The 21,441-nt window shown below is 54.7% G+C and carries 19 protein-coding genes; 12 read left to right on the top strand and 7 right to left on the bottom strand.

Annotation, left to right across the window (positions count from 1 at the left end; all coding sequences use genetic code 11):
* The first annotated feature begins 20 nt into the window (after positions 1-20).
* The gene (adrA, locus tag ACLJTG_RS11860; RefSeq protein ID WP_079951160.1) at positions 21-1,133 is read left to right on the top strand and encodes a diguanylate cyclase AdrA; all 1,113 of its coding nucleotides are present in this window, start codon (positions 21-23) and stop codon (positions 1,131-1,133) included.
* A gap of 14 nt (positions 1,134-1,147) precedes the next feature.
* Here adrA and proC read toward each other — a convergent pair whose 3' ends face one another.
* Positions 1,148-1,957, bottom strand: coding sequence for a pyrroline-5-carboxylate reductase (proC, locus tag ACLJTG_RS11855; protein WP_017465389.1), 810 nt, complete (start codon positions 1,955-1,957; stop codon positions 1,148-1,150).
* 139 nt (positions 1,958-2,096) lie between these two features.
* On the opposite strand from proC, the gene ACLJTG_RS11850 reads away from it, so the two are divergent.
* The 5 genes from ACLJTG_RS11850 (at position 2,097) to ppnP (ending at position 4,783) form a co-directional block, all read left to right on the top strand.
* Complete coding sequence (locus ACLJTG_RS11850) at positions 2,097-2,552, top strand: YaiI/YqxD family protein (protein WP_000158137.1); 456 nt, start codon at positions 2,097-2,099, stop codon at positions 2,550-2,552.
* Between the two features lie 184 nt (positions 2,553-2,736).
* Entirely contained in the window at positions 2,737-3,282 is a 546-nt protein-coding gene (gene aroL, locus ACLJTG_RS11845; protein ID WP_000983569.1) for a shikimate kinase AroL, read from the top strand.
* Positions 3,283-3,308: 26 nt separating this feature from the next.
* Positions 3,309-3,500 (top strand): protein YaiA, encoded by a 192-nt coding sequence (yaiA, locus tag ACLJTG_RS11840; RefSeq protein ID WP_001143161.1) that lies wholly within the window; start codon positions 3,309-3,311, stop codon positions 3,498-3,500.
* A 250-nt stretch (positions 3,501-3,750) separates the two neighbouring features.
* Positions 3,751-4,428 carry an AroM family protein gene (locus ACLJTG_RS11835; protein WP_001276437.1) on the top strand — a complete coding sequence of 226 codons (678 nt, stop codon included), beginning with the start codon at positions 3,751-3,753 and terminating at the stop codon, positions 4,426-4,428.
* Between the two features lie 70 nt (positions 4,429-4,498).
* On the top strand, positions 4,499-4,783 hold the full coding sequence (gene ppnP, locus ACLJTG_RS11830) for a pyrimidine/purine nucleoside phosphorylase (protein ID WP_000941945.1): 285 nt from the start codon (positions 4,499-4,501) through the stop codon (positions 4,781-4,783).
* Positions 4,784-4,820: 37 nt separating this feature from the next.
* Here ppnP and rdgC read toward each other — a convergent pair whose 3' ends face one another.
* Positions 4,821-5,732, bottom strand: a complete 912-nt coding sequence (rdgC, locus tag ACLJTG_RS11825; protein ID WP_000964301.1) for a recombination-associated protein RdgC — start codon at positions 5,730-5,732, stop codon at positions 4,821-4,823.
* 125 nt (positions 5,733-5,857) lie between these two features.
* Between rdgC and mak the strand changes: the two genes are divergently transcribed.
* Entirely contained in the window at positions 5,858-6,766 is a 909-nt protein-coding gene (mak, locus tag ACLJTG_RS11820) for a fructokinase (RefSeq protein WP_001219276.1), read from the top strand.
* 19 nt (positions 6,767-6,785) lie between these two features.
* On the opposite strand, the gene araJ is transcribed toward mak, so the two are convergent.
* The 3 genes from araJ to sbcD form a co-directional block, all read right to left on the bottom strand.
* Positions 6,786-7,958: an MFS transporter AraJ gene (araJ, locus tag ACLJTG_RS11815; protein WP_410958982.1), complete on the bottom strand. Its 1,173-nt coding sequence runs from the start codon at positions 7,956-7,958 to the stop codon at positions 6,786-6,788.
* A 172-nt stretch (positions 7,959-8,130) separates the two neighbouring features.
* On the bottom strand, positions 8,131-11,271 hold the full coding sequence (gene sbcC / locus ACLJTG_RS11810) for an exonuclease subunit SbcC (protein WP_001575692.1): 3,141 nt from the start codon (positions 11,269-11,271) through the stop codon (positions 8,131-8,133).
* Positions 11,268-12,470 carry an exonuclease subunit SbcD gene (sbcD, locus tag ACLJTG_RS11805; RefSeq protein WP_001221265.1) on the bottom strand — a complete coding sequence of 401 codons (1,203 nt, stop codon included), beginning with the start codon at positions 12,468-12,470 and terminating at the stop codon, positions 11,268-11,270. The genes sbcC and sbcD overlap by 4 nt, the downstream gene beginning before the upstream one ends.
* Positions 12,471-12,683: 213 nt before the next feature.
* Between sbcD and phoB the strand changes: the two genes are divergently transcribed.
* The 5 genes from phoB (at position 12,684) to malZ (ending at position 19,890) form a co-directional block, all read left to right on the top strand.
* Positions 12,684-13,373: a phosphate response regulator transcription factor PhoB gene (gene phoB, locus ACLJTG_RS11800; protein ID WP_000113921.1), complete on the top strand. Its 690-nt coding sequence runs from the start codon at positions 12,684-12,686 to the stop codon at positions 13,371-13,373.
* 69 nt (positions 13,374-13,442) lie between these two features.
* Positions 13,443-14,738: a phosphate regulon sensor histidine kinase PhoR gene (gene phoR, locus ACLJTG_RS11795; RefSeq protein WP_079899097.1), complete on the top strand. Its 1,296-nt coding sequence runs from the start codon at positions 13,443-13,445 to the stop codon at positions 14,736-14,738.
* Between the two features lie 408 nt (positions 14,739-15,146).
* Positions 15,147-16,466, top strand: coding sequence for a branched-chain amino acid transporter carrier protein BrnQ (gene brnQ, locus ACLJTG_RS11790; protein WP_000149625.1), 1,320 nt, complete (start codon positions 15,147-15,149; stop codon positions 16,464-16,466).
* Positions 16,467-16,540: 74 nt separating this feature from the next.
* Positions 16,541-17,911, top strand: coding sequence for a proline-specific permease ProY (gene proY, locus ACLJTG_RS11785; protein ID WP_000445556.1), 1,371 nt, complete (start codon positions 16,541-16,543; stop codon positions 17,909-17,911).
* Between the two features lie 161 nt (positions 17,912-18,072).
* Entirely contained in the window at positions 18,073-19,890 is a 1,818-nt protein-coding gene (malZ, locus tag ACLJTG_RS11780; RefSeq protein WP_198898208.1) for a maltodextrin glucosidase, read from the top strand.
* 71 nt (positions 19,891-19,961) lie between these two features.
* Here malZ and ACLJTG_RS11775 read toward each other — a convergent pair whose 3' ends face one another.
* Together ACLJTG_RS11775 and acpH are read right to left on the bottom strand one after the other, a co-directional pair.
* The gene (locus tag ACLJTG_RS11775) at positions 19,962-20,564 is read right to left on the bottom strand and encodes a peroxiredoxin (RefSeq protein ID WP_000244731.1); all 603 of its coding nucleotides are present in this window, start codon (positions 20,562-20,564) and stop codon (positions 19,962-19,964) included.
* A gap of 209 nt (positions 20,565-20,773) precedes the next feature.
* Positions 20,774-21,355 (bottom strand): ACP phosphodiesterase, encoded by a 582-nt coding sequence (acpH, locus tag ACLJTG_RS11770; protein WP_001009858.1) that lies wholly within the window; start codon positions 21,353-21,355, stop codon positions 20,774-20,776.
* Positions 21,356-21,441 lie beyond the last annotated feature (86 nt).

Raw genomic sequence — 21,441 nt, 5'->3', positions numbered from 1 at the left:
TTTGGGAAAATTGTTTCTAAATGTTCCCAAAAATAATGAATGATGAAAATTTTTACCGAAAAGCGGTTGAACAGGCGGTAGCGCCGCCTGACCCTCCTGATGATCGTCAGCGCTCCGGGTTGCGCTTCGCCCGGCGCATCAGGCTACCGCGTGCGGTGGGGTTAGGGGGGATGTTTTTACCGGTGGCCGCCGTGTTAGTGGCGCAACCTGTCTTTGGCGGCTGGTGGTTATTACTGGTCGGCTGGTCTTTTGTCTGGCCGCATCTGGCGTGGCAGTGGGCGGCGAAAGCCCTTGATCCGCTACGCCAGGAAATTTACAACCTGAAAGTGGATGCGATCCTCTCCGGCATGTGGATCGCGCTGATGGGCGTCAATATGTTGCCTGCCGCCGCGCTGTTTATGATGATGAGCATGAATCTGATGGGGGCTGGCGGGCGGCGGCTATTCACTGTCGGAATGGGCCTTTTGCTGGCGTCATGTCTGGTGACGTTGCAGCTTACCGGGCTACCTGTCGCGATGCGAAGCTCGTCGCTGGAAGTCACGCTCTCTTTGCCCGTCATTATGTTGTATCCGCTTCTGTTCGCCTGGGTAAGTTACCAAACGGCCATTAAATTAGCGGAACATAAGCGACGCTTGCAGGCGATGAGTTCGCGGGATGGCATGACCGGCGTCTATAACCGACGCCACTGGGAAATTTTATTACGTAATGAATTCGATCACAGCCGACGCCACCATCGGGAGGCGACATTGTTGATTATCGACATCGATCATTTTAAGAGCATTAACGACACCTGGGGACATGATGTTGGGGATGAGGCTATTATCGCCCTGACGCGTCAATTACAGATAACGCTACGCGGGAGTGATATTATCGGGCGCTTTGGCGGCGACGAATTTGCGGTGATTATGTGCGGAACGCCGGCAGACAGCGCGATTACCGCCATGTCGCGAGTGCATGAACGGCTAAATACCTTACGCTTGCCGGGCGCGCCGCAGGTCATGTTACGTATCAGCGTGGGCGTGGCGCCGTTAACGCCACAAATCGGTCATTATCGGGAATGGCTAAAGTCTGCGGATATGGCGCTTTACAAAGCAAAGAATGCCGGACGTAACCGCACCGAAGTGGCGGCATGACGTCCAGCCGGGCTTCAGGATTTACTGAGCGCCTCTGATTTTTCCATACACTTCGTCATCGCTTCTATTACCGCAGCGCGGAAGCCACGTTCTTCCAGAACGCGTACGGCTTCAATCGTCGTTCCGCCAGGCGAGCACACCATATCTTTCAGTTCGCCGGGATGCTTTCCGGTTTCGAGTACCATTTTCGCCGACCCCATGACGGCCTGCGCGGCGAATTTATAAGCCTGAGCGCGAGGCATACCGCCCAGAACGGCTGCGTCCGCCATCGCCTCGATAAACATAAAGACGTAGGCCGGCGAAGATCCGCTCACGCCAACCACCGGATGGATCATCGGCTCAGCAATCACTTCCGCCTCGCCAAAGCAGCGGAAAATATTCAGCACATCAGCCGTATCTTCCGGTGTGACCAGCGCGTTGGGCGTGACGGAGGTCATTCCTGCGTTGACCAGCGACGGCGTATTCGGCATAGCGCGAATGATTTTACGGTCGTGTCCCAGCGCGCGCGCAAGCTGATCAAGCGTTACGCCTGCGGCGATAGAGACCACCAGCGAGTCTTTGTTCAGGCTGGAGGAGATTTCACTGAGCACTTTCACCATAATGCCCGGTTTTACCGCGCCGAAAACGATATCCGTGACCTGAGCGACCTCCTGCGCGCTTTGCGCCGCATTAATGCCGTACTGGTCATGCAGGGCGGCAACTTTATCGGGGGAGGGGGTGTAGACCCAGATCTGACCGGGAAGTACCTGACCGCTGGCAATCAGTCCGCCAAGAATAGCCTTGCCCATATTACCGCAGCCAATAAAACCGATTTTCTTCTCCATCTCGTCATTCCCTATGTTTGTGTGTTATGGGGAATGGTTAGCTTAACGCGGATTGAAAACGGGCAGAAGGAGAAACAGCACTTTGATGAAAGACAAAAGCGCGAGACAATAAAAGATTGTATACCGTACGGGAGACATTATGACCATCTGGGTGGATGCGGATGCGTGTCCGAATGTCATTAAAGAAATTTTGTACCGCGCCGCCGAGCGGATGCAGTTGCCGCTTATTCTGGTTGCCAATCAGGCCTTGCGCGTGCCGCCTTCGCGTTTTATCCGCACGCTCCGCGTGGCCGCCGGGTTTGACGTGGCGGATAACGAAATCGTGCGTCAATGCGAAGCGGGCGATCTGGTGATTACCGCGGATATTCCGCTGGCGGCTGAAGTGCTGGAAAAAGGCGCTGCGGCTCTTAATCCCCGGGGAGAACGCTATAGCGACGCCACGATTCGCGAACGTCTGACGATGCGTGACTTTATGGACACGCTACGCGCCAGCGGCGTACAAACGGGGGGGCCAAACACTCTCTCGCCGCGCGATCGTCAGCATTTTGCCGCCGAGCTGGATAAGTGGTGGCTGGAAAGCCAGCGTAAAAAATAAATCCTGTAATGAAAAATTTACAGTTTATTCATTTCTGATTCTTGCTATAGTACTAATATTGTGACTTTAGTACCTTTGTGTAAATTATTATTTACATTTATGCATTGTACTAGTTAGATGATATGATTATAACATTGCTGATATCAAATCCTGCGTATGCGCAGTTCCTGGGGGAACGCCTGCTATGATGCAACCTCTTTATCTTGTTGGCCCGCGGGGCTGTGGGAAAACCACCATCGGTATGGCGCTGGCGCAGGCAACCGGTTTCCGGTTTGCGGATACCGACCGCTGGCTGCAATCGCACGTGCAGATGAGCGTCGCTGATATCGTTGAAAAAGAAGGCTGGGGAGGGTTCCGCGCCCGGGAAACCGCGGCCCTGGAGGCGGTAAGCGCGCCTTCGACTGTCGTGGCGACGGGGGGCGGTATTATTCTCACGGAGTATAACCGACGTTATATGCACCGTGTTGGCGTAGTGATTTATCTGTGCGCGCCGGTATCCACGCTGGTTAACCGGCTTGAGGCTGAACCTGAAGCGGATCTGCGCCCGACCCTCACCGGCAAGCCGTTGAGCGAAGAGGTTCGGGAAGTGCTTGAGCAGCGTGACGCGTTGTATCGCGAAACGGCGCATTACATTATTGACGCGACGAAAGCGCCGGCCCAGGTCGTTTCTGAAATTATTGCGGCGCTGCCGCCGTCGACGCAACGGTTACAGGGAGATGTCTATACTTAACGCTCACCCAGAATAAAGGAAACGCTATGCCAACCAGACCACCTTATCCGCGGGAAGCTTATATCGTCACCATTGAAAAAGGCACGCCGGGCCAGACGGTGACGTGGTATCAGCTACGGGCTGACCATCCGAAACCTGATTCGCTCATCAGCGAGCATCCGACCGCAGAAGAAGCGATGGATGCGAAAAAACGTTACGAAGATCCGGATAAATCATAGACGCATGAACCACTCGGAAGGGATTCTGAGTACCCCTAAATTGTATCTCCATCACATTCTTGAAACATTTATACTGGCAACTAAAACCGTAAATTAAGCGATAACAATACAATATTGGAGTTATTTGGAATCTTTACACAATACGTTGCTCATCTGCTGCTACGCTTTCTGAGATTTGTAGGGCAGGTAGCGCGGTGAGCGTGTGAATATTTGCCCGGGAATTACGACGAAGTAATAAGGTGGAATAAAAATGAGTGCGTCGTTGGCAATCCTCACAATCGGCGTTGTGCCAATGAGCGAAGTGTTACCGCTTCTGACGGAATACATCGACGAACAACACATCACCCATCATAGCCTGCTGGGAAAAATGAGCCGGGAAGACGTTATGGCGGATTACGCTGTAGAGCCTGGCGACGATCCGCTTTTGACGTTGCTGAATGATAACCAGATAGCCCATGTTTCCCGCCAGAAAGTGGAGCGAGATTTACAGAGCGTTGTCGAGGTGCTGGATAACCAGGGTTACGATGTCATTATACTGATGAGCACCGCGGCGATTAAAAGTATGGCAGCCCGTAATTCTATTTTGCTTGAACCGCTGCGTATTATTCCACCGCTTGTCGCCTCTATTGTGGATGGGCATCAGGTGGGCGTGATTGTGCCTGTTGCAGAACTTCTGGCGGCCCAGGAGAAAAAATGGCAGGTATTGCAAATGCCGCCGGTGTATTCGCTGGCGAATCCGGTTCACGGTTCTGAGCAACAGTTAATTGATGCCGGGCAGGCGCTATTGGATCAAGGCGCGGACGTCATTATGCTGGATTGTCTGGGTTTTCATCAGCGTCATCGGGATATTTTACAGCAGGCGCTGGATGTGCCGGTTTTACTCTCTAACGTTTTGATTGCGCGGTTAGCTTCAGAACTGCTTGTCTAATTTTACGTGACAGGCCGAACGTCAGGACTCTATATTGGGTGTTAATTTAATAATGAGACGGGGCCTGATTATGCTACAAAGCAATGAATACTTTTCCGGGAAAGTGAAGTCTATTGGATTTACCAGCAGTAGCATCGGCCGGGCCAGCGTTGGTGTGATGGCGGAAGGGGAGTATACCTTTGGCACCGCCGAACCCGAAGAGATGACGGTTGTGAGCGGCGCGTTGAAGGTACTGTTGCCGGGAACTGTCGAATGGAAAGTGTATACAGCCGGTGAGGTGTTTAACGTGCCTGGCCACAGTGAGTTTCATCTACAGGTTGCTGAGCCCACCTCGTATCTGTGCCGCTATTTGTAACGGTGAGTCCCCTCTCCGGCGGAGAGGGACCCTCTGGTTAGCGCTGCGCTTCGCCGCCTAATCCTTCCACCAGGCTTTGAATCAGCGCCGCCAGCTCGCCGGTCATCAGGATAAAGTCCGCGTCAAAACGTTGGGCAAAATCTTCCCGGTCGATATCTTCGTTCTGATCGCGCAGCTCATCGCAGAATTTCAGACGCTTAATGGAGCCGTCGTCGCACATGACGAATTGAATACGCTGCTGCCAGTCGAGCGCCAGCTTCGTGACCACTTTACCCGCTTCAATATGAACGGCGATCTCGTCGCTGACCAGATCCTGCTTTTTCGCGCGGATCACGCCGCCATCTTCCAGCATCGCTTTCAATTCGGCTTCGTCCAGCAACTGGAAACCCTGAGCGACCGTACCGGAGCGCACCCACTCGGTGAGCGTCAGCTCAATCGGATTTTCCAGCGCCAGCGGGACGACCGGCAGCGAGCCAAGACTTTTACGCAGTAGCGCTAAAGTATCTTCCGCTTTTTTCGCGCTGGCGCAGTCAACCATAATCAGGCCGTTAATGGTATCAATCCACATCATTGTCTGACTGAAGCGGCTAAACGCGCGCGGCAGCAATGAATGCAACACTTCATCCTTCAGGGAATCTTTTTCCGTCTTCTTCAGCTTGCGTCCCTGATCGGCTTCCAGTTTCTGGATTTTCGCCTCCAGTGCCTGTTTGATCACTGGCGATGGCAGGATTTTCTCTTCTTTGCGCGCGCAAATAATAATTTGGCCATTGGCGGTGTGCGTTAACGCATCGCTGTGAGAGCCCATCGGCGGAACCCAGCCCATTTTGGCCATATCCTGGCTACCGCATGGGGTAAACGTCATTGAGGCGAGCTGTTTCTCCATCTCTTCGGCGCGTAATGTGATATCGCGGCTAAGACGGTAAACCATTAAATTTTTGAACCACAGCATGATAATTTCCACGGCCTTGTCGTTAAATCCAGGCGGTATAGTAACGAATTGTCGGCAGGCTTGCATTGCCAATCAGAACAGTGAATTCTACCCTGTTGATATTCCCAAAAAATGAGGAGCGGTATGTGCGTATTGGTATCGATTTAGGCGGCACAAAAACGGAAGTCATTGCGCTTGATGATGCAGGAGAGCAGCGGTTTCGCCATCGTCTGCCTACGCCGCGGGAGGATTATCAGCAAACGATAGAAACCATCGCTACGCTGGTCGACATGGCGGAACAGGCGACCGGCCAGACCGGTAGCGTTGGCATTGGCATTCCCGGTTCTCTCTCGCCTTACACCGGCGTGGTAAAAAACGCTAACTCTACGTGGCTTAACGGCCAGCCGTTCGATAGCGATGTGAGCCGTCGTCTGAAGCGTGAAGTGCGGTTAGCCAACGATGCCAATTGCCTGGCGGTATCAGAGGCGGTAGATGGCGCGGCGGCGGGGGCGCAAACGGTATTTGCGGTGATTATCGGTACCGGGTGCGGCGCGGGCGTAGCGCTAAATGGCCGGGCGCACATCGGCGGCAACGGTACGGCAGGCGAATGGGGCCACAATCCGTTGCCGTGGATGGATGACGATGAGTTGCGTTACCGCGAAGAAATTCCCTGTTATTGCGGTAAACAAGGCTGTATCGAAACCTTTATTTCCGGTACGGGATTTGCCACGGATTACCAGCGTTTGAGCGGTAAAACGCTAAAAGGCGATGAGATTATTCGTCTGGTCGACGCGCAGGACGCCGTGGCGGAACTGGCGTTAAGCCGTTATGAGCTACGGCTGGCGAAAGCATTATCTCATGTCGTGAATATTCTGGATCCGGATGTCATTGTGCTGGGCGGCGGTATGAGCAATGTTGAGCGCCTGTACAAGACGGTTCCGTCGCTGATGAAATCGTTTGTTTTTGGCGGCGAGTGCGAGACGCCGGTACGTAAGGCGCGGCATGGCGATTCAAGCGGCGTGCGCGGCGCGGCCTGGCTGTGGCCGCTGGCGTAACGTTTCTAGCCGGATGACGTCATCCGGCAACCGGCGTGACCGATGGCTGCTTGTGTTTTAGACGTCCGTATACCAGCAACGACGACATGGCGGAAAACGAGAGCAGGGCGGCGGGAAGCGCCACGTAGTGGTACGCAAAACCTAGCGTCAGCATCAGCCCGCCGCACCAGGCGCCAATCGCGCTACCGAGATTAAACGCGATTTGTCCTCCCGCCGCGCCCAGCAGTTCGCCGCCTTTGGCGTTTTGCAGCAGCAGGATTTGCAGCGGCGCAGAGAGCGCAAACAGACCAGCACAGCAGATAAACGCGAAAGTCAGCGATGCCGTTTTGTATCCGCTGAAGAAAAAGAGCGCCATGAGAGAGAGCACGATAACGAGGTCAGTCACTACCGCGATGCGCAGCGGCGTATATCTGCCGGAGAGTTTGCCGCTTAACAGATTGCCTAACACCATCCCCAGCCCGACCAGCATCATAATAAACGTCATGCTCGTCTCCGAAAAACCGGAGATGTACATCATAAATGGCTTGATATAGCTGAACCAGGCAAAAACGCCCGCATTGCCGAACATCGTGGCGGCGAAAATGAGCCACGGCGCGGGGCTACGCAAGAAGTGGAACTGCTCGCGCAGGCTGCCTTGGGCTTTGTCACGAATATCCGGCACCCAGAAGAAAATCGCGGTGAGCACGGCGATGTTGAAAACCGCGATCAATAAAAAGGTGTAGCGCCAGCTAAATTCCTGGCTCAGGTAAGTGCCGACCGGAATGCCCACCAGATTCGCCACCGTCATTCCTGAAACCATACCCGCGACGGCGGCGGTGACTTTCCCGGGGCGGATAATCTTTGACAGGACAATGGCGCCGACGCCAAAAAAGGCGCCGTGCGGAAAGCCGGAAACCAGTCTGCCGACGGCGAGCATCAGATATGACGAGGAAAAGGTAAATATGGCATTGCCCATCACGCACAGCGTGACCAGAAACAGCAGTATATGTTTAAGCGAAAAGCGGCTGGAAAAGAGCGCCATAACAGGCGCGTCCAGCACGACGCCGAAGGCGTAAAACGAGATCATATGCCCGGCGGCGGGAATCGTTATCCCGACATCGCGTGCCAGCTCCGTCAGCACGCCCATAATGCCAAACTCGGCCATCCCCAGTCCGAACGTACCCAGCGCCAAAGAAAAAATAACTTTTTTCATACCACCTGCCGAAAATGAAGACGCATGTCGCGCGCTGCGGCTATGAATTGTCACAGCCAATCAACGTATAGCTTGCGGATAAGCGCGAGGTAATACCATTCCTTATTCGTCTTTGTGTATTCATTATTATGCTATGTCATGACGGTATGCTGTGTGCAGGATGACATTCGCGTTACTCCACGGCAAACGCTTTGTCCAGTTTGCTATAACCAAGCCCATTGATTTTTTTCACTTTTATCTGCACAGGGATACGTTCTTTCATGGCTTCCACGTGGCTAATCACACCGATGGTCTTCCCGCTGGCATTCAGCGCGTCGAGCGCATCCAGCGCGGCGTCCAGCGTTTCGCTATCAAGCGTGCCGAAGCCTTCGTCGAGGAACAAAGAATCAATGCGCGTTTTATGGCTGACCAAATCTGATAACGCCAGCGCCAGCGCCAGGCTGACCAGGAAACTTTCGCCGCCTGATAACGTTCGCGTATCGCGCACGGCGTCGGCCTGCCAGGTATCGACAACCTCCAGTTCCAGCGCGTCGCTGGCTTTGCGCTGCAATAAATAGCGGCCATGCAGGCGGGTGAGCTGATGATTCGCCAGCCAGACCAGATTATCCAGCGTCAGTCCCTGGGCGAATTTGCGGAACTTATCACCTTCTTTAGAGCCGATCAGCGCATTGAGATAGCCCCAGTCTTCCACTTGCTGAGAGGCTTGCTTCATTTCCGCCATCAGCGCGCGTTGGCGCTGCCGATTATCTGCATCCTGTTTAATTTGCTGGCGGATTTCCCCCTGGCGTGTCGTGTTTTCGCGCAGTTGTTGCGCCAACTGCGTCAGCCGCTGCGCGAGCTGCTCCGCCGTACACGTTGGGTCCAGACCAGCGGGCGGCTGTTGCTGATGGTCAGCCAGCGCCTGCGCGGACTGCGCGCTTAACGCCTTCGCTTGTTGTAGCTGACTTTCCAGCGTTTGTTGTTGTTTTTCCAGACGGGTCACGGTCTCTTCATCCAGCAACGCCGCCAGGAACGTTGCCTGGCTGTCAAACGGGCTATTTTTTAACGCCGCATCAAAGTGCGCTATCGCCTCGGCGGCGCGCTGCTGCTCCTGCGTCGTCTGTTCCTGCAGGGTTTGCAACTGGCTTTGTAATGACACGCACTCATCATGCGCCTGCCGCCAGTTATCCAGCGGCACGTCGTCGTCGGAATCCGCGGTATCCGTTTGCGGTAGCGTCTCCAGCAACGGGGCAAGCCTGTCGATCTGCATTTGCAAATCCGCGAACTCGGTCTGACGCTGTTGCCATATTTTCGCTTCGTCGGCGCGCTCATTCAGCCACGAAGCCTCGTCTTCTGGCGCTGGAAGGGAAAGCGTATACTGCGCCAAATCAGCCGTCAGCGACGCCTGACGCTGCGCAATCTGCGCGGTAAAGCGCGCTACCTGTTCAGTATGCGCCGCGATTTGCGTTTGTAGAGCATGACGCTGGCTGAGCTGATCCAACTGTTGCTCATGCTCTTCCGCGGCGGTCAGCCAGCCCGCGAGGTCTTCTTGCGGCTGGAGCTGAACGCCCAGCGTAGCGCACAGCGTTTGCCATTCCTCAGTAAGCGCTTGCTCCTCCTGCAACAACGACTGCGCCTCGCTTTCATCCCGCTGTAATTGTTGCGTTAAGGCATCTAACTGTCCTCGCAGCGCAGCGCCTTCTTCCGCCAGCGTTTTGACCTCTTTTTCCAGCGCGTCGCGGCGGGTTTGATTCGCGCTCAGCTCCAGCGCCTGATAGGCGGCGATGGCGGGGTGTGTCGTCGAGCCGCAAAGCGGGCACGGCTGGCCGGACTGTAAGTGCGCCCGCTGGCTTTCCAGATCTTTGATGCGCGCCTCCTGCTCGCAAATAGTGCGAACGTCCGCAAGCTCCTGCGCTTTAGTCTTATAACTCAGGCGCTTATCCGCCAGACGTTGGGTGTATTGCGCCTGTTCCTGATGATGACGCGCGATAGCTGCCTGTAGCTGCGCCTGACGCTTTTGTTTCGGGAGAATTTGCCCCTGAAGCGCGGCGAGACGATGGCGTAGCGGACGCTGCCGAGTATGCAATGCCCTGGCTTCCGCCAGCGCCTGTGGCGTGAGGTCGAGCGTGAGCGGCGGTAGCGCATCACGCTGACGCGTATCGCTCAGCAACTGCTGTTGCCATTGGCTCAGTTGCGCCCGATCGTGGGATTGTTGTGTTAATAATGCTCGCCACCCCGCCAGTTCGCTGCGCCAGATGCGGATGCCGTCGTGTTCCGCCAGCCATGTCTTCAACCGCTGCCCTGTGGCGTTCAGTTGCGTGAATTGTCGATGCGCGCAGGCGCGGATACGCCGGCGCAGGCGATACGCGCTTTGTAAGCGAGCATTCACTTCATCACTGTGCTGGCGAACACGCTCAACGGCGCGGGTTTGTTCCTGAATGCGCTCCCAATGCGGGCGCAACTGGCGAGCAGGTTGCGCCAGAGTCAACGCCGCGAGCTGCGGCTGCGCTTTTTCTCGCGCCTCTTGCGCCGCGTACAGCGCCTGCTGTCGGGCGTGTAATTCAGTATGGAGCTCGTTTTTTCGGGTCAGCCAGTGAAGGTGCTGCTGCTGTACCTGCTGGTCGGCCAGCAGGCGTTTCTCTTCGTCAGTAAGCGCCTGCAAACTGGCTTCCAGTTGCTGTAACTGTTCGTCCGCCAATAGGGCGACGCCGCTGGCCTGCGCTTGTAACTTTTCCAGTTCGAGACGGGCTGATTTATGTTTTTCAAATACCTGTGCGGAGATCTGCCCGTAAATCTCAGTGCCGGTGAGCTCCTCCAGAAGCTCTGCGCGCTCTTTCGCTTTGGCGTTAAGAAAGGCGGCGAACTGCCCCTGTGATAACAACATCGAACGGGTGAAGCGCCCGTAGTCCAGCCCGGTCAACGTGGCGATCATCTCCAGTTTATCCTTTACCTTATCGGCAAAGATCTTTCCGTCTGAACACCGCGCCAGCTCCACGCGTGGGGCCTGGAGATTGCCGTCAGGCTGATTTCGGGCTCGGTTCTGGCTCCAGAACGCGCGCCAGGCTTCGCCTTTTACCTCAAACTCCACTTCGGCCAGACATTCCGCCGTATCGCGCGTCATCAAATCGTTTTGCGATTGCGATACCGTATTCAGGCGCGGCGTTTCGTGGTACAACGCCAGGCAGATGGCGTCAAGCAAGGTGGTTTTTCCCGCGCCGGTCGGGCCGGTAATGGCGAATAACCCGTTACTGGCAAACGGTTCGGCGGTAAAGTCGACCTTCCATTCTCCTTTCAGCGAGTTCAGGTTTTTCAGACGCAAACTGAGAATTTTCATGCCTCGTGCTCCTCATTCAACGCGTAGAGCGTGCTGGAAAAGAGCTGATTCAGGCGCTCGCGCTGCGGGGTATCTAACGCTTCCAGCGCCAGACGCCGCGCAAAAACCTCTTCCACGCTAAGCTCGCTTAATGTTTCCCGCCGCTCGTTCGCCAGCGAGCGCTCACGCTGTTCGCGGCTACGGCGCACCAGTAATACCTCTACGGGGAGTGACTCCGTTAATGTCTGTATTCTGCGTTGGATATCGTGCAGATAGTCATCGGTTGTGATTTCAATATCCAGCCAGACGGGGGGCGATTGCTCAACGCCGCGCCACTGCTCAAGCTGTTCGGTAATTGATGCCAGGTCGCCTTTTAAAACCGCCAACGGTTGAGTCACGGGGACAGCCAGACTTTCGGTGCTTTGCCATTTCCCCTGGTCGAAGGTCACCAGATGCACGCATTTGCTTTTGCCGCACTCATCAAAGCTGAGGGCGATGGGCGAGCCGCAATAGCGGATATGCTCCGTGCCGCCGACACATTGCGCGCGGTGAATGTGTCCTAATGCGATATAATCCGCTGGGGGGAAATGCTGCGCCGGAAAGGCATCCAGCGTACCGATATAAATGTCGCGAACCGCATCGCTTTTGCTGGCGCCGACGGTGGTTAAATGCCCCGTCGCGATAACCGGCAGCTTTCGTTCGCCGCGTAGCAGGCACGCTTCCCGATACTGCTGTTGATAATAATCGGCAATTGCATGAAGAAGTTGCTGCTGTTTCTCGCTGCCGGATAATCCCGCCTGACTGGTAAGAATGTCGCGCGGGCGCAAAAAGGGAATGGGGCACAGTACGGCGCCCGGAGAACCGTCGCGACGATGAAGTAGCCGCGGCGCATAGCCCGCGCTGGCGATCACGGTTGTATTGAGAAACGCCAGAATGTCGCGCGATTCGTTTAGCGTGGCGACGGAATCATGATTACCGGCCAGCACCACCAGATGACAGCCCGTTTGCTGTAAATTAACGACGAAACGGTTATAAAGTTCTCGGGCATAGCTTGGAGGCGAACCGGTATCAAAAATATCGCCAGCGACAATAATGGCATCCACCTGATGGGCCTGCGCGGTCTCCAGCAGCCAGTCCAGAAAAGCCTGATGCTCCGCGGCGCGGCTTTTACTGTAGAAATTTTGTCCCAGATGCCAGTCAGAGGTGTGGAGGATGCGCATAATTGTTCCATGCAAAAAAAGCGTGAACGGGATTATACACGTCATCCCTTCCATTTTTGGGCGCAATTTACCGCCGGTACACGGTAATGCACGGTTTCACCGGTGTCATAAATCATCAACATGCTGTCAATGCCGCCTTTTTTTTCATAAATCTGTCATAAATCTGACGCATAATGGCGCGGCATTGATAACTAACGACTAACAGGGCAAATTATGGCGAGACGTATTCTGGTCGTAGAAGATGAGGCGCCGATCCGTGAAATGGTGTGCTTCGTGCTCGAACAAAATGGCTTTCAGCCCGTAGAAGCCGAAGATTATGACAGTGCGGTGAATAAACTTAATGAACCCTGGCCGGATCTCATCCTTCTTGACTGGATGTTGCCCGGCGGGTCAGGGTTACAGTTTATTAAACATCTCAAACGTGAGGCCATGACCCGGGATATTCCTGTGGTTATGCTGACCGCGAGAGGTGAGGAAGAAGATCGTGTGCGCGGGCTGGAAACCGGCGCTGACGATTACATTACCAAGCCGTTTTCCCCCAAGGAGTTGGTGGCGCGCATTAAAGCCGTTATGCGGCGTATCTCGCCGATGGCGGTCGAAGAGGTGATCGAGATGCAGGGACTGAGCCTTGATCCTGGCTCTCACCGCGTGATGACCGGCGACAGCCCGCTGGATATGGGGCCGACCGAATTTAAATTACTCCATTTCTTTATGACGCACCCGGAACGGGTTTACAGCCGCGAACAGCTGCTCAATCATGTCTGGGGCACCAATGTGTACGTTGAAGACCGGACGGTCGACGTGCATATTCGCCGTTTGCGTAAGGCGCTGGAGCACAGCGGCCACGACCGGATGGTGCAAACGGTACGCGGGACAGGGTATCGTTTTTCGACCCGCTTTTAATGCCTTTTCCGCCAGTTGATCACAGGTTTCTGGCGGAGAAGGCTTTCCATTCTTGAGGGAGTATGACGCGTGCTGGAACGGCTGTCATGGAAAAGGCTGGTGCTGGAGCTGGTGCTCTGTTGCATCCCCGCGCTTATCCTTAGCGCTTTTTTTGGTTATCTGCCGTGGTTTTTACTGGCGGCGGTGACGGGACTGCTTGTCTGGCATTTCTGGAATTTGTTACGCCTCTCCTGGTGGCTTTGGGTCGACAGAAGTATGACGCCGCCGCCGGGACGGGGAAGTTGGGAACCGCTGTTATACGGTTTACACCAGATGCAGTTGCGAAATAAGAAGCGTCGCCGCGAGCTGGGGAACCTGATTAAACGTTTTCGCAGTGGCGCGGAGTCGCTGCCTGATGCCGTGGTACTGACCACAGAAGAAGGCGGCATTTTTTGGTGTAACGGTTTGGCGCAACAGATACTGGGGCTACGCTGGCCGGATGACAACGGGCAGAATATTCTCAATCTACTGCGTTATCCGGAGTTTACCCAGTATTTAAAAACGCGTGATTTCACCCGTCCGCTTCATTTGGTGCTCAATACCGGGCGGCATCTGGAGATCCGCGTCATGCCTTATACCGATAAACAACTCCTGATGGTGGCGCGCGATGTGACGCAAATGCATCAGCTTGAAGGCGCCAGACGTAACTTTTTCGCCAACGTTAGCCATGAGTTGCGTACGCCATTGACGGTATTGCAAGGCTATCTGGAAATGATGCAGGAACAGGCGCTGGAGGGGGCGACGCGAGAGAAAGCGCTGCATACGATGCGCGAGCAAACGTATCGTATGGAAGGGCTGGTAAAACAACTGCTTACGCTGTCTAAAATTGAGGCGGCCCCGGCGCTGTTATTAAATGAAAAAGTGGATGTACCAATGATGCTGCGGGTCGTGGAGCGTGAAGTGCAGACGCTCAGCCAGCAGAAACACACCTTTACGTTTGAGGTCGACGATAGTCTTAGCGTTCTGGGCAATGAAGAGCAGCTACGTAGCGCGATCTCAAACCTGGTGTATAACGCGGTAAACCATACGCCGGCGGGAACGCATATTACGGTGAGCTGGCGACGTGCCGCGCATGGCGCTGAATTTTGCATTCAAGATAACGGTCCGGGGATTGCTGCCGAGCATATTCCTCGTCTGACCGAACGCTTCTACCGCGTCGATAAAGCGCGTTCGCGGCAAACGGGCGGCAGCGGCCTGGGATTGGCGATTGTGAAACATGCGTTGAATCACCATGAAAGCCGCCTTGAAATCGACAGTTCGCCTGGCAAAGGAACGCGATTTAGCTTTGTGCTGCCGGAACGTTTAATTGCCAAAAATAGCGATTAATTGCCTTTCGTAAGTATAACTTTCCATAAGCCAGCGGATGCTGGCTTATTTTCTTTGCAGTTAAGACGGGCTCGTTGAAACATTCAACGTTTGGTGATTTTTTGTTCGCATGATTAGCCATAACTTTTTCATGAGAATGGTGTTTTATTCTGGTTGTAAATTTCATATCGCTATATTCATCTGGTTTTTAGATCCCACCTTGCTTTAAAACGTTATAAGCGTTTAAATTGCGCTTCAGGTGCTGTCATTACGACTGCATTTGCGCGGTAAATCGAAAAACAATTCTTCGCCGCATCGGTCCGGGAGCTTTTCCCGCTGAAATTGATAAAAAACGCCGCTTTATAATCCTCCGGGAAAGGCAAAAATTTTAATGTTTACAACATCACCATCCACAGGCAGTAAGACTTTATGACCCATCAGTTAAAATCGCGCGATATCATCGCCCTGGGCTTTATGACATTTGCGCTGTTCGTTGGCGCAGGCAATATTATCTTTCCTCCTATGGTCGGTTTGCAGGCGGGTGAACACGTCTGGACAGCCGCTATTGGCTTTCTGATTACCGCCGTAGGGCTACCGGTTCTTACTGTTGTGGCGCTGGCGAAAGTCGGCGGCGGCGTAGACAGCCTCAGTACGCCGATTGGTAAAGTGGCGGGACTCCTGCTGGCGACCGTTTGCTATCTGGCCGTCGGGCCGTTATTTGCGACGCCGCGTACCGCGACGGTGTCGTTTGAGGTCGGTATCGCTCCGTTGACTGGCGATTCTGCAATGCCGTTGCTGATTTACAGCGTGGTCTATTTCGCTATCGTTATTCTGGTTTCCCTCTATCCGGGTAAGCTGCTGGATACGGTAGGGAATTTCCTGGCGCCGTTGAAAATTATTGCGCTGGTCATCCTGTCCGTCGCGGCTATCGTTTGGCCTGCCGGTCCAATCAGCAACGCCCTGGACGCTTATCAGAATGCGGCCTTTTCTAACGGATTTGTGAACGGCTATCTGACGATGGATACGCTGGGCGCGATGGTGTTTGGTATCGTTATTGTGAACGCGGCGCGTTCTCGCGGCGTGACCGAAGCGCGCCTGTTGACGCGTTACACGGTCTGGGCCGGCCTGATGGCGGGCGTGGGGCTGACGCTGCTTTACCTTGCCTTGTTCCGCTTAGGTTCTGACAGCGCGACGCTGGTCGATCAGTCAGCGAACGGCGCGGCGATTCTTCATGCCTACGTTCAGCATACCTTTGGCGGCGCGGGAAGCTTCCTGCTGGCGGCGCTGATCTTTATCGCGTGTCTGGTGACGGCGGTGGGGCTGACCTGCGCCTGCGCTGAGTTTTTCGCGCAGTATATTCCGCTGTCTTACCGCACGCTGGTCTTTATTCTCGGCGGCTTCTCTATGGTGGTGTCAAACCTCGGACTGAGCCATCTGATTCAAATCTCCATTCCGGTGCTGACGGCTATCTATCCGCCGTGTATCGCACTGGTTGTATTAAGTTTTACCCGCTCATGGTGGCATAATTCCACCCGTATCATCGCGCCGGCCATGTTTATCAGTCTGCTTTTTGGTATCCTTGACGGCATCAAAGCATCTGCCTTCGGCGATATGCTGCCAGCCTGGAGTCAGCGTTTGCCGCTGGCGGAACAGGGACTGGCGTGGTTGATGCCAACGGTGGTGATGGTGATCCTGGCGATTATCTGGGATCGCGCGGCGGGTCGGCAGGTGACCTCCAGCGCTCACTAAAATCGCTGACATATGTGTACACCACGGGGCTTAACGCCCCGTGGTTTTTTATTGTGTTGATAGGTCAGAAATTGATGGAAAGCAATAATAAGCTAAAGCGTGGGCTGAGCACCCGGCACATTCGCTTTATGGCATTAGGTTCGGCAATCGGCACCGGCCTGTTTTACGGCTCGGCGGACGCCATCAAAATGGCGGGGCCGAGCGTGCTGTTGGCCTATATTATTGGCGGGGTCGCGGCATATATCATTATGCGCGCATTGGGGGAAATGTCCGTTCACAACCCTGCCGCCAGCTCATTTTCGCGCTATGCGCAGGAAAACCTCGGCCCGCTTGCGGGCTACATTACCGGCTGGACCTACTGTTTTGAGATCCTGATCGTCGCCATTGCCGACGTGACCGCGTTCGGCATTTACATGGGAGTCTGGTTCCCCGCCGTGCCGCACTGGATTTGGGTACTTAGCGTGGTGCTGATCATTTGCGCCATCAACCTGATGAGCGTCAAGGTGTTCGGCGAGCTGGAGTTTTGGTTCTCCTTCTTCAAAGTCGCCACCATTATTATCATGATTGTCGCGGGTATCGGCATCATTGTGTGGGGAATTGGCAACGGCGGGCAGCCGACCGGCATTCATAACCTGTGGAGCAACGGCGGCTTCTTCAGCAATGGCTGGCTGGGAATGATCATGTCGCTGCAAATGGTGATGTTCGCTTACGGCGGGATTGAGATTATCGGTATCACCGCCGGGGAAGCGAAAGACCCGGAGAAATCCATTCCGCGCGCCATTAACTCAGTACCAATGCGTATCCTGGTATTTTATGTCGGCACGCTGTTCGTCATTATGTCTATCTATCCGTGGAATCAGGTCGGCACAAACGGCAGCCCATTTGTGCTGACGTTCCAGCATATGGGGATTACCTTTGCCGCCAGCATTCTGAACTTTGTGGTATTGACCGCCTCGCTTTCCGCTATCAACTCCGATGTGTTTGGCGTAGGCCGTATGCTGCATGGTATGGCGGAGCAGGGGAGCGCGCCGAAAATTTTTGCCAAAACGTCACGCCGTGGTATTCCGTGGGTTACTGTGCTGGTGATGACGATTGCGCTGCTGTTTGCGGTTTACCTGAACTACATCATGCCGGAAAACGTCTTCCTGGTGATTGCTTCGCTGGCGACGTTTGCGACGGTATGGGTATGGATTATGATCCTGCTGTCGCAAATCGCCTTCCGTCGTCGTTTACCGCCGGAAGAGGTAAAAGCGCTGAAATTTAAGGTGCCGGGCGGTGTCGTAACGACGATAGCGGGTCTGATTTTCCTGGTCTTCATTATTGCGCTTATCGGCTACCATCCGGATACCCGCATCTCACTGTATGTGGGCTTCGCCTGGATAGTTCTGCTGTTGATTGGCTGGATATTTAAACGCCGTCGCGACCGTCAATTGGCGCAGGCGTAGTCGTTTTTCTCTGCCTTATCCGGTCTGCAGGCAACGGTAGACCGGATAAGCGGAGCCGCTTCTCCTCCTGGAGCCTCCTCCCCTAATAAACCCCTGGATGATGAGTTATCCTTTAAATCTCTGTGGCAAGGTGGCCCCATTTTCAGTAGAGGGGATACGAGATGTTGAATGCCTGGCACTTACCGGTTGCCCCATTTGTGAAGCAACATAACGATAAATTAACCATTACGCTGTGGCTGAGCGGAGAAAATCCGCCGTCTCGCGTGACGTTGCGCTCAGAATTCGATAATGAAGAAATCTCACTGGCGATGCGCAAACAGCGCCGCCAGCCGCAGCCGGGCGTGACGGCGTGGCGAGCGACGCTCAATATCGCGTTAGGGCAACCCCGTCGCCGTTACAGCTTTAAATTGCTTTGGCACGACCGCCAGCTTTGGTTTACGCCGCAGGGACTTAACCGCTTCCCACCGGCGCGTCTGGAACAATTTGCCGTTGATGTTCCGGACAGCGGCCCGCAGTGGGTCGCCGATCAAATTTTTTATCAGATCTTCCCGGATCGTTTTGCCCGCAGCCAGTCTCGTGAAGCCGGGCAGGATAAGGTGTATTACCACCATGCTGCCGGTCACGACATCGTGCGTAAAGAGTGGGATGAACCGCTCACCCCCCAGGCGGGCGGTTCCACCTTTTACGGCGGCTGTCTGAATGGCATTTGTGAGAAGCTGCCGTATCTGAAAAAACTGGGCGTCACAGCGCTATATCTGAATCCGGTATTTACCGCGCCGAGCGTCCATAAGTACGATACGGAAGATTATCGCCATGTCGATCCGCAATTTGGCGGCGATCGGGCGCTGCTACGCCTGCGGCGTAAAACCCAGGCGCAGGGCATGAGGCTGGTGCTGGATGGCGTGTTTAATCATAGCGGCGACTCGCATGTGTGGTTTGACAGGCATAACCGCAGCACTGGCGGCGCGTGCCATCACCCGGACTCGCCGTGGCGCGACTGGTACTCCTTTTCACCACAAGGCGTGGCGCTGGACTGGCTGGGTTATCCGAGCCTGCCGAAACTCGATTATCAATCAGAAACGCTGGTCGATGAGATCTATCGCGGTGAGGACAGTATCGTTCGTCACTGGCTAAAGGCTCCGTGGAATATGGACGGCTGGCGGCTGGATGTCGTACATATGCTGGGCGAGGCGGGCGGGGCGCGTCATAATTTGCAGCACGTCGCCGGCATTACCCGGGCGGCAAAAGAGGCGCAGCCCGAAGCCTATATTGTGGGGGAACATTTCGGCGATGCGCGGCAGTGGCTACAGGCCGATGCGGAAGATGCCGCCATGAATTATCGCGGCTTCACCTTCCCGCTGTGGGGATTTCTCGCCAATACTGATATCGCTTACGAACCACAGCATATTGATGCCCGGACCTGTATCGCGTGGATGGATAACTACCGCGCCGGATTATCGCACCAGCAGCAACTGCGCATGTTTAATCAACTCGACAGCCATGATACTGCGCGCTTTAAAACCCTGCTGGGTAAAGACGCGGCGCGCCTGCCGCTGGCGGTGGTCTGGCTGTTTACCTGGCCCGGCGTGCCATGTATTTATTACGGCGATGAAGTCGGCGTGGACGGCGCAAATGACCCCATGTGCCGCAAACCGTTCCCATGGGATGAACGCAAGCAGGACGGCAACTTGCTGGCGCTGTACCAGCGTATGGCGAAACTGCGCCAGAGCAGTCTGGCGCTGCGTCGTGGCGGATGCCAGGCGCTGTATGCCGAAGGTGACGTAGTGGTATTCGTGCGAGTTTATCAGCAGCAGCGGGCTCTGGTGGCGATTAACCGGGGCGAGGCCTGTGAAGTGGCGCTGGAAGCGTTGCCGTTGCTGAACGTGGCCGGATGGCAATGTAAAACGGGAAGCGGTGACATCCGCGAGGGAAGACTTAGTTTACCCGCGATTTCCGCGACGGTATGGATGAATCGTTGAGGCGAGGTGGTTCATAATACCTCACGCATAAAAAAGGCTCGCATTCGCGAGCCTTTTATCAATGCACTGACTTACAGGCTGGAAATATTCTCAGCCAGGTATTTAGCCACGCCGTCCGGAGAGGCGTTCATGCCTTCTTTGCCTTTTTCCCACTGCGCCGGGCAGACATCGCCGTGCTCTTCGTGGAACTGCAGCGCGTCGACCATACGCAGCATTTCGTCGATGTTACGACCCAGCGGCAGATCGTTTACGACCTGGTGGCGAACAATACCGTTTGCGTCAATCAGGAAAGAGCCGCGCAGCGCAACGCCTTCGTCCGGGTGTTCGATACCGTAAGCTTTCTGAATTTCACGCTTCACGTCGGCGACCATTGCGTATTTCACCGGGCCAATGCCGCCTTTATCGACAGGGGTGTTACGCCATGCGTTGTGAACGAACTCAGAGTCGAAAGAAACGCCGACCACTTCAACGCCGCGCTTCTGGAATTCTTCATAACGTTTATCAAAGGCGATCAGCTCAGACGGGCAAACAAAAGTGAAGTCCATCGGCCAGAAGAACAGAACGGTCGTTTTACCATTGGTGTGCTGTTTGAAGTTGAATTTATCAACAATCTCACCGCTACCCAGTACCGCCGCAGCGGTGAAATCCGGGGCCTGACGAGTAACCAGTACCATAATAATTCTCCTGCAATATTAAGGGTTTTAGAACGCAACGCGGGCAGTATAGGGAGGGCGAAGCGACAAAACAATGCGGTCTTGACAATCAATGAGACAGCTTTTGCCTATCGATCGGGTCATTATAAATCGTAATGATGACCCCTTTATGACAGCGAACGATCTTTCTGCCAACGGCGGATCTGACGCACGCCCTCGCTATCAGGCCGTCACAGCGCTTTGCGGGCGGCCTGTGCCATCATACGCGGATAAAAATGCCAGAAGCGCTCTTCTAACGCGTCGTAGTGCGCGTCCAGATCGTACCAGGAATCACGCAAGGCATCCAGCCGGGGACGGCGATTCGCCATGCCATTCAGCACGTTTTGAATGAAATCCATATCGCGATACCGCTCTAACCATTTTTCTGACCAAAGATAATCATTCAGGTTGACAAAGCGCGGCGGGGAGTCGGGCAGAATCGTCGCGACCTGCGCATGGGCGTAGCCGACAAACGCCTGAAGTGGAAAATCGGGAGAGATTTGCGTCCAGTGACGCGATAAAAAATGATCCCACATGACGTCCAGCGTAATGGGCGCCACGCGCCGCGTTTCATGGCGGAACCACTCTCGCGCCTCACGAACTTCCGGCAGGTTGTCGGTCATGACGTCAATACGCCGATGCATATAAATACCCTCTACCACGTCAGGAGGATAATGCGTTGCCGGGTTACCGCGGACAAAATCGGCCAGAAGATTACCGGAAAGCGAGCTGTCGGCAAGGTGCGCCAGATGCAGGTGAGCAAGAAAATTCATTATTGATTCTCTGTCCAAAAAGCGGGTAACGGTTGCAGCGGGAACGCCTCGGCACTAGACTACCCGCCTCTTATTTTAGTCTGAGT

It is taken from the genome of Salmonella sp. SAL00672, from assembly GCF_046552175.1.
Lineage (GTDB): Bacteria > Pseudomonadota > Gammaproteobacteria > Enterobacterales > Enterobacteriaceae > Salmonella > Salmonella enterica.
The sequence above is the reverse complement of the archived record's forward strand: the minus strand, read 5'-3'. Positions and strand labels throughout refer to the sequence as shown.

Coding starts and splice junctions, on each gene's coding strand:
- adrA (WP_079951160.1), top strand. CDS start 21: ATGTTCCCAAAAATAATGAATGATGAAAATTTTTACCGAAAAGCGGTT.
- proC (WP_017465389.1), bottom strand. CDS start 1,957: ATGGAGAAGAAAATCGGTTTTATTGGCTGCGGTAATATGGGCAAGGCT.
- ACLJTG_RS11850 (WP_000158137.1), top strand. CDS start 2,097: ATGACCATCTGGGTGGATGCGGATGCGTGTCCGAATGTCATTAAAGAA.
- aroL (WP_000983569.1), top strand. CDS start 2,737: ATGATGCAACCTCTTTATCTTGTTGGCCCGCGGGGCTGTGGGAAAACC.
- yaiA (WP_001143161.1), top strand. CDS start 3,309: ATGCCAACCAGACCACCTTATCCGCGGGAAGCTTATATCGTCACCATT.
- ACLJTG_RS11835 (WP_001276437.1), top strand. CDS start 3,751: ATGAGTGCGTCGTTGGCAATCCTCACAATCGGCGTTGTGCCAATGAGC.
- ppnP (WP_000941945.1), top strand. CDS start 4,499: ATGCTACAAAGCAATGAATACTTTTCCGGGAAAGTGAAGTCTATTGGA.
- rdgC (WP_000964301.1), bottom strand. CDS start 5,732: ATGCTGTGGTTCAAAAATTTAATGGTTTACCGTCTTAGCCGCGATATC.
- araJ (WP_410958982.1), bottom strand. CDS start 7,958: ATGAAAAAAGTTATTTTTTCTTTGGCGCTGGGTACGTTCGGACTGGGG.
- sbcC (WP_001575692.1), bottom strand. CDS start 11,271: ATGAAAATTCTCAGTTTGCGTCTGAAAAACCTGAACTCGCTGAAAGGA.
- sbcD (WP_001221265.1), bottom strand. CDS start 12,470: ATGCGCATCCTCCACACCTCTGACTGGCATCTGGGACAAAATTTCTAC.
- phoB (WP_000113921.1), top strand. CDS start 12,684: ATGGCGAGACGTATTCTGGTCGTAGAAGATGAGGCGCCGATCCGTGAA.
- brnQ (WP_000149625.1), top strand. CDS start 15,147: ATGACCCATCAGTTAAAATCGCGCGATATCATCGCCCTGGGCTTTATG.
- proY (WP_000445556.1), top strand. CDS start 16,541: ATGGAAAGCAATAATAAGCTAAAGCGTGGGCTGAGCACCCGGCACATT.
- malZ (WP_198898208.1), top strand. CDS start 18,073: ATGTTGAATGCCTGGCACTTACCGGTTGCCCCATTTGTGAAGCAACAT.
- ACLJTG_RS11775 (WP_000244731.1), bottom strand. CDS start 20,564: ATGGTACTGGTTACTCGTCAGGCCCCGGATTTCACCGCTGCGGCGGTA.
- acpH (WP_001009858.1), bottom strand. CDS start 21,355: ATGAATTTTCTTGCTCACCTGCATCTGGCGCACCTTGCCGACAGCTCG.